This window comes from Fredinandcohnia onubensis, assembly GCF_002734215.1.
GTDB lineage: Bacteria > Bacillota > Bacilli > Bacillales > Bacillaceae_L > Ferdinandcohnia > Ferdinandcohnia onubensis.
Genome location: NZ_NSEB01000034.1, coordinates 1 through 9,917 on the forward strand (window position 1 = coordinate 1; position 9,917 = coordinate 9,917).

General features: G+C 37.5%; 13 protein-coding genes, 1 tRNA gene and 1 riboswitch. Of the genes, 9 read left to right on the forward strand and 5 right to left on the reverse strand.

Features of this window, described 5'->3' with window-relative positions; genetic code table 11:
- From CKK03_RS23905 to CKK03_RS23335, 7 genes are all read left to right on the forward strand, one after another.
- On the forward strand, positions 1 to 525 hold a 525-nt coding region (locus CKK03_RS23905; protein WP_425432896.1), incomplete at its 5' end, for a hypothetical protein.
- Positions 526 to 722: 197 nt separating this feature from the next.
- Positions 723 to 1,466, forward strand: coding sequence for a collagen-like protein (locus CKK03_RS24215; protein WP_099364866.1), 744 nt, complete (start codon positions 723 to 725; stop codon positions 1,464 to 1,466).
- A gap of 149 nt (positions 1,467 to 1,615) precedes the next feature.
- Complete coding sequence (locus tag CKK03_RS23315) at positions 1,616 to 2,947, forward strand: S8 family peptidase (protein WP_099364867.1); 1,332 nt, start codon at positions 1,616 to 1,618, stop codon at positions 2,945 to 2,947.
- 67 nt (positions 2,948 to 3,014) lie between these two features.
- On the forward strand, positions 3,015 to 3,242 hold the full coding sequence (gene yjzK, locus CKK03_RS23320; RefSeq protein WP_099364868.1) for a protein YjzK: 228 nt from the start codon (positions 3,015 to 3,017) through the stop codon (positions 3,240 to 3,242).
- A gap of 98 nt (positions 3,243 to 3,340) precedes the next feature.
- Positions 3,341 to 3,472 (forward strand): YjcZ family sporulation protein, encoded by a 132-nt coding sequence (locus tag CKK03_RS23325; protein ID WP_099364869.1) that lies wholly within the window; start codon positions 3,341 to 3,343, stop codon positions 3,470 to 3,472.
- Positions 3,473 to 3,614: 142 nt separating this feature from the next.
- Positions 3,615 to 3,869, forward strand: coding sequence for a sporulation-specific transcription regulator SpoVIF (gene spoVIF / locus CKK03_RS23330; RefSeq protein ID WP_099364870.1), 255 nt, complete (start codon positions 3,615 to 3,617; stop codon positions 3,867 to 3,869).
- Positions 3,870 to 4,010: 141 nt separating this feature from the next.
- Positions 4,011 to 4,253, forward strand: a complete 243-nt coding sequence (locus CKK03_RS23335; RefSeq protein ID WP_099364871.1) for a hypothetical protein — start codon at positions 4,011 to 4,013, stop codon at positions 4,251 to 4,253.
- Positions 4,254 to 4,276: 23 nt separating this feature from the next.
- Here the strand turns inward: CKK03_RS23335 and CKK03_RS23340 are convergent, their stop codons facing one another.
- The 5 genes from CKK03_RS23340 to CKK03_RS23360 all read right to left on the reverse strand — a co-directional run bounded on the left by CKK03_RS23340 (position 4,277) and on the right by CKK03_RS23360 (position 8,156).
- Complete coding sequence (locus tag CKK03_RS23340; RefSeq protein WP_099364872.1) at positions 4,277 to 4,951, reverse strand: DUF421 domain-containing protein; 675 nt, start codon at positions 4,949 to 4,951, stop codon at positions 4,277 to 4,279.
- A gap of 77 nt (positions 4,952 to 5,028) precedes the next feature.
- Positions 5,029 to 5,451: a GNAT family N-acetyltransferase gene (locus tag CKK03_RS23345; RefSeq protein WP_099364873.1), complete on the reverse strand. Its 423-nt coding sequence runs from the start codon at positions 5,449 to 5,451 to the stop codon at positions 5,029 to 5,031.
- 7 nt (positions 5,452 to 5,458) lie between these two features.
- Positions 5,459 to 5,974, reverse strand: coding sequence for a YjcG family protein (locus CKK03_RS23350; protein ID WP_099364874.1), 516 nt, complete (start codon positions 5,972 to 5,974; stop codon positions 5,459 to 5,461).
- A 114-nt stretch (positions 5,975 to 6,088) separates the two neighbouring features.
- Positions 6,089 to 6,814 carry an alpha/beta hydrolase gene (locus tag CKK03_RS23355; protein WP_099364875.1) on the reverse strand — a complete coding sequence of 242 codons (726 nt, stop codon included), beginning with the start codon at positions 6,812 to 6,814 and terminating at the stop codon, positions 6,089 to 6,091.
- Positions 6,815 to 6,926: 112 nt separating this feature from the next.
- Entirely contained in the window at positions 6,927 to 8,156 is a 1,230-nt protein-coding gene (locus CKK03_RS23360; RefSeq protein ID WP_099364876.1) for a dicarboxylate/amino acid:cation symporter, read from the reverse strand.
- 137 nt (positions 8,157 to 8,293) lie between these two features.
- Positions 8,294 to 8,442, reverse strand: a riboswitch (cyclic di-AMP (ydaO/yuaA leader).
- 214 nt (positions 8,443 to 8,656) lie between these two features.
- Here CKK03_RS23360 and CKK03_RS23370 point away from each other — a divergent pair.
- Both CKK03_RS23370 and CKK03_RS23375 read left to right on the forward strand, forming a co-directional pair.
- Positions 8,657 to 8,729: transfer RNA gene (locus CKK03_RS23370), tRNA-Val, on the forward strand.
- 139 nt (positions 8,730 to 8,868) lie between these two features.
- A complete protein-coding gene (locus tag CKK03_RS23375; RefSeq protein WP_099364878.1) occupies positions 8,869 to 9,885 on the forward strand; it encodes a DUF3231 family protein in 1,017 nt (338 codons plus the stop codon).
- Positions 9,886 to 9,917: the final 32 nt, after the last annotated feature.

Consider the following 9,917-nt stretch of genomic DNA (forward strand, 5'->3'; position numbering starts at 1 on the left):
GGAGCAACAGGCGAACGTGGAGCAACAGGAGAATGCGAATGTAGAGAAATATATTGTAACGTATATTATGATGGTCCACTAACCGTTAATGTACCAACTGGTTCATCCGTCCCATTTGATGAAGAAGGTGAATGTTCAGAAACTGATGGAACACCAGATTTTGTACGAAATGCTACCTCTGTAACTGTTGAAAATGCAGGAGTATACCTTGTTAACTACAGTGTTATTTTTAATAATACACCAGCCACTAATGATGTTTCTGGAGTGTTTCAAATATATGTAGACGGTGACCCAATTCCAGCTAGTAGATTTGGCACTAGGGTAACACTAGCTAGCACTGCAGCAGGAAATACTACAAGATTACAGGTAAATGGAGAAGCAATTGTTTCTATTCCAGCAGGAGGAGTGCTTGAACTAAGAAATATTGGTGGATCCACAGTTCATATTCGTACTGAAGTAGCCGGTACACCTATTAACGGTGCTGCAATGACAATTGTACTATTAGAAGATGTAGAAGAAGTTTAACAATTTGGGCATAGGGACTTTGTCTCTATGTCTTTATTAGTCTAGTATCTTATTCACTTTTGAACTTTATCACCTCTTATCGTTCTCATAAATGGATACATAAAAATAAGTTTAATAGGGACATGTGCCGAGTCAGAAGGTAATGACAGTAAATACAATATAAAGATACTAAAAATTAGAGATTGAGGTGATCTTAATTGTCTGGAATTCATTTCCATCATGATGATTGTGAATGTTCAAAATGCTGTATAAGTGGCCCGAGAGGCCCTAAAGGGAAACGTGGGCCGACTGGTCCAGCAGGCCCAACAGGTGAACGTGGCCCAACCGGCGAACGTGGGCCAACAGGTGAACGTGGCCCAACTGGACCACAAGGACCAACTGGAGTATGTGAATGTCCTACTTGTGACTGCTGTACAGAAGGAATGAGGGCTGTACTAGAAGAATTGGCTGCAATGACACCGGATGTTGAAGTAGACATCGGAACAATCGATCAAACAGGTCCAGGTCAAGGAAACAATAATTTTATAATTCAAGACGTTGTAGATGATTTTGTTGTAGTTGGAACAGTACCAGGTATGGGAACAGATCGACGTAATGCGGCATTTCCGATTTGTAATGTTGTGGGAATTACAGCTACTGATGCAGCCACTGTTGAAATTCTAAATGAATTAGAGCTCCCTATGGATATAGAAAATTGTGATGATTGCTGTGAGAATTCAGTCCGTGATTTCCTAGCACGCGTAATCGGTCAAAGCATAGATATTGATACAACCGCTACAGGACAGTTTAATAATCTCCAAAATGTCTTTATCCGCTCTGCCGATGATATTGGTCAAGGTGTAGTAAGAGTTACTGATACTGCAGAAGGTACTCCAGGTCGTGTATGGATTTTAAATCTTTGTGAAATCACGACTGTTCAAGGATTTGCAACATTAACCTAGAAGTAAGTAGTTCCTTTTAGGAGGCTGTTCACTTGAACTAGCCTCCTTCCCCTTTTTTAAAAAAGGCGCTTGTCCTCGGACAAACACCGCTCCACTTTCCTATCACTTTTCATATTTTATCCTATAGGGAAAAATTGGAGGTGAGAGAGATGTTTGGATTTTCAATGGTTCAATTTACAAGGAACTATGGTTCAAAATTGGACAAAAACCTTAGGAAGAATCTAGTGAATTTATATCGTCCATTTAAATGGACACCGTGTTTTCTTCACAAAACACTCGAAAAAATCATAAAGAAAACGAGGAAGTTTGATGTTATTATCGAGTACACAAATCAAAATGAAGTTCAGGATAATGTCAAAGCAGTGATGAATCGTCATTATGGCTGCAAACTTAATTATGAATTTAAAACCATTCCAAGCTGTTCAGCAACGGTTACTGCAGCTGGTTTAGAGGAACTTTTACAAACATGTACGAATGTAAAACGAGTCTATTTAAATTCGGAAGTAAAAGCGTTGTTAAATGTTGCAACTCCAGCGGGTAGAGCAGACGGTATTGTTCGAAATGGAACAGAACTAACAGGTGAAGGTGTAACAGTAGCAGTTATCGATACTGGAATTTATCCACATCAAGATCTGGAAGGAAGAATTATCGGGTTTGAAGATATGGTGAGTGGTCAGGTGGAACCTTATGATGATAATGGACATGGTACCCATTGTGCGGGTGATGCAGTTGGCAATGGGATGGCTTCCGGAGGAAAATATAAGGCGCCTGCATATAAAGCAAATGTGGTTGGTGTAAAAGTATTAAATAAACTAGGATCTGGTTCACTTGATACCGTAATGAAGGGTGTTGAGTGGTGTATCCTAAATAATCAGGATCCGAGCAAACCTAAAATCGATATTATCTCTATGTCGCTTGGTGCAACAGCCCAGAGATTAAGTAATGAAGATGCTGATCCAATGGTACAAGTTGTAGAAAAAGCATGGGACAGTGGAATAGTGGTATGTGTGGCAGCAGGAAATGAAGGTGATGAACCTAATACAATTGCAAGTCCGGGGATTAGCGATAAAGTTATTACGGTTGGAGCACTTGATGATAAAAATACACTAGATGAGCGAGCAGATGATACAATCGCAGAATTTTCAAGTAGAGGACCGACAATCTATAATGTTCTTAAGCCAGACATTGTAGCTCCAGGTGTAAATATCGTTTCACTACGATCTCCTAACTCATATCTAGATAAGTTCCAAAAAGCTAGTCGTGTTGATGAACATTATATTACCTTATCTGGTACTTCGATGGCTACCCCATTCTGTGCCGGCGTTGTAGCATTAATGATTGAAAACAAGAAGAAACAGAATAAAAGCTTTACTCCTGATGATATAAAAAAAGACTTATTAAATGGCGCAGACAAATGGAAGGGCATCGATTACAACACGTATGGTGCAGGCTATATTAATGCACAAAACTCAATCAAGTAACTTTACCTAAAAACAGGCTCAGGTAGCCTGTTTTTAGCATTTTATATAGTATTTGGAGGTGTAGAATTTGAGCAAATTTGAAAAAGAGATCGAACGTTTTGTTGCGGATTACTACAAAGACCATGATGAAGCGAAAGCAAAACTAGATAAATGGGCTGCAGAAACAGAAAAGGGATTAAGCGAGTTAGATAAACAGGCGGGAGAATTTGAAAAAGGGCTTGAAACAAGAATGGAAAAGCTTGATCAATGGTTTTCTAAAAAGCAACAAGAATTAGATAAAAATTTAGAGGGGTAGGTACTGAATTTCCGCGTTTGCCCTGTGCTCCTGTCCTCACAAAATCACACTTCATAACATATTTTATAATGTACTCTTTCAATGAGGAGGTGCTAAATATGGGTTACGGATTCGGTGGTTGCGGATATGGCGGCTACGGTTATGGCGGTGGAGGCTACGGCAATACATTTGTATTAATCGTAGTATTATTCATCTTATTAATTATTGTAGGTGCTTCTTTCTATAACTAATCACAACATTTCCCTAAGTAGAAGTACGAGTCAATCGGCTCGTACTTTCTCCATTTAATAACGAAAAATAGTTTTTTCAACAACCTCGCACATCTTTTAGGCGGGGGTCATACGATATAACACAATGTAAGGAGGCTTCGAAATGGACAATAACTTTTTTAAGAATATTGAAAAGAAAACAGGCGTAAATATGCAGGAGGTACTCCAATTAGCAAACTCTTTGCAAAATGCGAATTTTAAGGATGAAAAAACAGTTCGTGCTGTAATTAAAAAGGTTTCTAAAATTGCAAATAAGCCAGTAAACAAACAGCTTGAAGATAAAATTGTAAAAAGCATTGTAAGCGGTGACGAAAAACTGGACTTTGGAACCATTTCAAAAATGATTAATAAAAAGTAAGCGTGTGGTCTGGCCAAGTTGCCAGGCCTTTTCTGATACGACCCTTATAAATACAGGGGAGGCTTCGAAATTTTTTAATAACTAACATAATATAAATGCTTGATACATAAAAAGAATGAAAAAAGGGATGGAGGGTAAAACATGGGATATATATTACCAATCAACAATGAACAATATAATCAATATGTACATCGGACTACAACTTATAAAACAAACCTTATGAGGCTACATCAGGTAAATCCAGTGTCTTTGAATAATAATCAGCGTACGTATGATCTACACCAAACTGAACGGAAAGCAATGACTAAAAAACAAAGCCAATATATTGAAAATATTCGTTCTCAATATACTGGCAAAGGGTTGCTTTACAATGAGTCTATATGAAAAGAAGAGAAAAAGAGGGAAGGTTAAAATTCCTGAACGTACAAGCCTTCCTCTTCATGCCATTCTGCATAAAGTAAATCCTTATATGTGGCTACCCCCTGACTTTTCAATTCCGAATGTAGCCATGCCTCAGTAAATCCACTTTCCTTCAGGTTTTCTTGAATTAATATGCCATCACTTACTAATGTAATAGGGAGACGAACCTTCTGTTCCGCCATTTTATAATCTTGGCGTGTTGGTGGTACGTATTTAGACTTCTTTAGGACGCTAATCGAGCCATCGGTTTCTAGAATCGCATACTCGGCCTCTCTAATTGAAAAAACATCCTTCGCCCGAAGAAGATGCTGTAATTGGTTGATATCAAGTTTGTTTTTCTTTAAATGTTCTTTAATAATTTTTCCTTTATGAATAATAATTGTTGGCTTCCCCTCAAGAAATGGCCTGGTCCTTCGAATTTTCTGTGTTATTAATTCAATTACATAAATTAATACTCCCCATACAATAATGGAAGAAAGTATTTGCAACACACCAATTTTTTGATCATAAACGGCATTTCCAACTAATTCACCAAGTACTAATGCAGAGATAAAATCAAAAGGTGTAATTTGCGTAATTTGTGTTTTACCTAATATTTTTGTAAGTACAAGTAATCCTAAAAGACCAACCACTAAATCAAATGCAATTCTAAAAAATTCCAAGTCATTCACCCCTCTATGGTAGAATGAACAGGTTTACCCTTTTTTATCCATGAAAAAAGGATGTCATATTAGACATCCTATAATTCTTTAACCATTGTGACGTGAGGGATTCCAGCATCCATAAATAGACCTGATACGGTTTCATAACCTAGCTTTTTATAGAAGTTTTCTGCATGTGTTTGCGCATTAAGCTTTAATTTTGAAATGCCTCGTTCTTTCGCAATGTCCTCCATCTTATGCATAATTAAATTTCCTGCACCTTTTTTTCGGTGTGAAGTGAGAACACAAATGCGTTCTACTTTGCCGTATTCGTCAAGTACACGAAAACGTCCAGCTCCTACAGGTTCATTGTAATCATAAAGGACAACATGTGTAGCTTCATCTTCAAATTGATCAATCTCTTCTTCAAGAGGTACCTTTTGTTCATCGACGAAGACCACTTTTCTAATCGTATAAGCATCGTCTCTTTCTTTGTTGTTCGTTACAATTCTTGCTTCCATAGTATAATTAATTTTCCTTTCCTAAACGAAATGTTTCATAAACGGTCCAAGATCCATTTTCTAACTGATAGAGGAGGTGGATACGGTCAATTTGCTCTTCGTGCTCCATTTTTAACATACGTAATTGGCCAAACACATCTGAATGTTCATCGCTAGATAGTTTTTGCCCAATTGTAATATGTGGAACAAACGCATACTCAGGTTCACCTGCAAAATAACCAGAGTGAAGTGCATTATGTAGTTTTTGTAATTGTTCATTAGGATCTACTTTTAAATAAATTACATTATTTACTGGGGAAAAAGAACTTACCTTTAATACAGTTAATGTAAATGGATTTACCTGTTTGGTAACCGCTGCTAATTCCCTTGTAATATCCACAATTTCATTATCGGATGCCTCGAATGTGTTTTTTACCGTGATATGCGGTGGAATTAATGCATAATGCGGGTCATAACGTTTACGATATGAATTTGCGATGTCTTGCAGATTTTTGGATGGGAAGATAACAATGCCATATTTCATTTGTATTGCCCTCCTATAGTATAAAATTTCAAAACGTAAAGTACCTAATGTTGTATTACGAAAAATGATAACATAATTATAACAAATATTTGAAAATGATAGAATAAAAAACAGTTAATTGAGCATTTTTGAAAAGGCCCTTGGTAAGTCAGGTTGCCAAAACTTCCACGTATGGTTACCGTTGAACTCTTCATAAAAACATGGATAACCTTTGCTCGCGATGAGTTCGTGTAGTTTTCGGTTTGGCGTTAAAAAATCCTCAATATCACCTTTTGTTGTTTTTACTTCGGTTTCACCTGTCCCGATTATATGATATAAGTCAAGGAGATGAGGGTCTGCAAAACATTCAACCTTCAACAGAACATGTTCATTTACAAGGGGAGATTGCATGATCACCTTTCCAAAAGTATGAGGGTATTCAAGTGCTGTCAGTAGTGATATAGTCGCTGCCAGTGAATCCCCAATTAATGCACGTCCTTGCCCCATCTGATAGGTTGGGAACTCCTGGTCAAGAAATGGTACTAATTCTTCCCCTAAGAAACGCTTATACAAATGATGCTGCTCCCCATCTGGGTGATATTTCTTACGTCGGTCTGCAACACTTTTATAAGGAACGCCAACAATTATGGTATTGCTTATTTCACCTGTTTCAATCAGTTTATCCGCAACTCTCGCAACCCTTCCAAGATTAAAATAATCGCGCCCATCCTGAGCGATGAGAACATTATATTTATATAGAGGGGAGAAGGTGGCAGGTAAATAAACGATAAGTTCCAGTTCTTCATCTAAAAGCTTACTATGTATAGTCATTTCCCTAACAGTGCCTTTAATAATCGTCATCTTTTTAAACCTCCAAAAAATCAATCAAGTAAATCTGCATCATTATTATAACGCCTGAAAAATAGGAAAGCGACAGGAAAAACTCCCTGTCGCTTTAAGTACATATTAAACATTAAGCAGCTGCTTCATCCATATGCTTCTTTTCAGATTCTGCAACATATACAGCACATGCAGCATCACCTGTGATATTGATGGCTGTACGTGTCATATCAAGTAATCGATCAATACCGATAATTAAACCGATACCTTCTGGTGGTAAACCAACTTGATTTAGAACCATTGCAAGCATGATTAAACCAACACCAGGAACACCTGCGGTACCTACACTTGCAAGCACAGCAGTTAGGATAACCATAATAATTTGAGTGAAAGTTAGGTCAAATCCATACACCTGTGCGATGAAAATGGTGGCAACACCTTGCATAATTGCAGTACCATCCATATTGATAGTCGCACCTAATGGTTGAACAAAACTGCTAATTGGTTCAGGAACCTTTAGATTTTTCTGTGCTGTTTCCATAGATATCGGGAGTGTGGCATTACTACTTGACGTACTAAAAGCAACCGTCATCGCAGGGGCAAAACCTTTGAAAAACTCAATGGGATTTCTTTTTGCCAATAAAGCAATCGTGCCACCATAAGTAATAGCCGCGTGAATAAGTAGAGCGGCAAGTACAATTAAGAAGTAAGCAAGCATTGCTTTAATTGCAGCATACCCTTGGCCACCAATAGCAGTCGCTATTAATCCAAACGTACCATATGGAGCCGTCTTCATAACAAGATTAACAAGATACATTAACACTTCATTTGCTTGTTCAAATAAATTTACAATACCTTTTGTTTTTTCGCCTAACACGGTTAGAGCAAAACCTATAAAAATAGCAAATGCAATAATTTGAAGCATATTTCCATCAGTCATTGACGTAAATGGATTTGTCGGGATAATTCCAATTAGTGTTTCCATAAATGGAGGAGCTTCAGTTGCCCCTTCATAAGTAGCTCCTTGCGTATCAAAGGCTCCGCCAGCGCCAGGCTTAAAGATGGAAGCAAGAGCGATCGCAATTGTAATCGCTATCGTTGTTGTTGCTAAAAAATAAGTTATCGTTTTGGCACCAATTCTTCCAAGCTTCTTTGGATCACCAAGGCCTGTAACTCCTAGAGTAATAGAAACTAAGACAATTGGAACAACAAGCATTTTAATTAAATTCAAGAAAATTTGACCAAGTGGAACGAAAATCCAAGTATTCGCAAGTTCAAAAATGGAAGGTGACGTTACGTTTAAGATAAGACCTACAAGTGCACCAAGACCTAAACCTAATAAAATCTTTTTAGTTAATGACATAAAAAACCTCCTCTAAGATGTATTCGAGTGTGAATTTGGGCAGCAAAAGGGTGGTGTGTAATGCGGTGAATAGCATATTTGGAGACACAAAAAACCACGAGAGTGTGGCTCGTGGCTTTATCGATAAATTTGCGCAACAATGCTCTCTCCAAATGCTTACGAGGTTAGCTGTCGGATTCGGATGAAGAGTATCTCCTACCTTTATAAAAAAGGATTCACCCCGTGTGCCCTTTTGCACGTTTTGGTTCCCCCGTTTCCCTAAATGGGAATTCAGCGATTATTAAATTGTACTTTGCCTTGATATTATATTTATACAAATAAAATGTATTTATGTCAATAATAACATATATCTCCTGTTTTGACGATGTTAATATTTTCATAGCAAAAAGGTGACCATCAAATACCATAAACCTCAAAAAAATAGTAACCCATATAAAATTTACTAGAATTTAATTGACAAACGCTCAAAACGAATGTATATTATGAATTATTCATATAGTGATTCCGTAGCTCAGCTGGGAGAGCACTACCTTGACAGGGTAGGGGTCGGAGGTTCGAGCCCTCTCGGAATCATCGAATCATCAAGCACTTGAAATTACTCAAGTGCTATTTTTTTGCTCTTTTTTCGAATTTGGGGGGATAGTATAATAATTTTTTCGCTTTTAGGAGAAATTATCCTTGGTAGGTCTAGACTAGGAGGTCGGTTGTTAACATGGAGGATAAATCCAAAATTCGTTTAACTGCTGCGGAAATGTCGAGCTTATGGACACAATACATAAACGATACTTTAGCACTATGTGTAAACTCATATTTTTTAGAAAAAGTAGAGGATGAGGATGTTCGTCCAATTATTAAATTTACATTGGAGGCCTCTAAAGAGAATATAGCAATCGCACGTGATATCTTTGAAAAAGAGGACTTTCCTATCCCGTTAGGGTTTACAGAGCAGGATGTAAATGTGAAAGCTCCGAGACTTTTTTCTGATACTTTTATATTAATGTATTTAAGACAAATGTCCATTCTCGGAATGGCAGGTAGTAGTGGGGCACTTGGCCTCGCGACACGTCCAGATGTAGTTGCTTTTCATAAGCGTATCTTAAATTTAGGTGTTGAGTTGCAGGATCAAACACGTGATTTGATGTTAAAACAAGGAACTTATGTACGACCTCCTTATATTTCTATTCCTGACAAGGTTGATTTTGTAGAGAAACAGCATTTTCTGGCTGGATTCGTTGGAAAAAAGAGAGCTCTAACTTCAGTCGAAATTAGTCATTTATTTTTAAATGTACAAACCAATGCAATTGGTAAGGTGTTAATGACAGGATTTGCACAGATCGTGGAAGGTAAGGATGTAAAACAATTTTTAATAAGAGGAAAGAAACTTTCTCAAAAATATATAGAGCTATTTAGCGACTTTTTAATCAAAGAGGATCTTCCTGCTCCTATGAGCTGGGATTCAGCTGTTACGGATAGTAAAGTGAGTGTTTTCTCTGACAAACTTATTATGTTTCATGTATCAGCAATGATTGCAGCGGGTATTGGGAATTTTGGAATGGCCGTGGCCGCTAGCCCTAGGAGAGATGTAGGATTAAAATATGCCTCATTAATTCCAGAAATCTCATTATATGCTGAGGATGGGGCCAATATTATGATTAAGCATGGGTGGTTGGAGGAGCCTCCACAAACAGATGACAGAGAACAACTGATAAAAAATAAGGCCAAAAGGTAAAAAGAGGCTGGGACATAACTAGCTTCGAATAG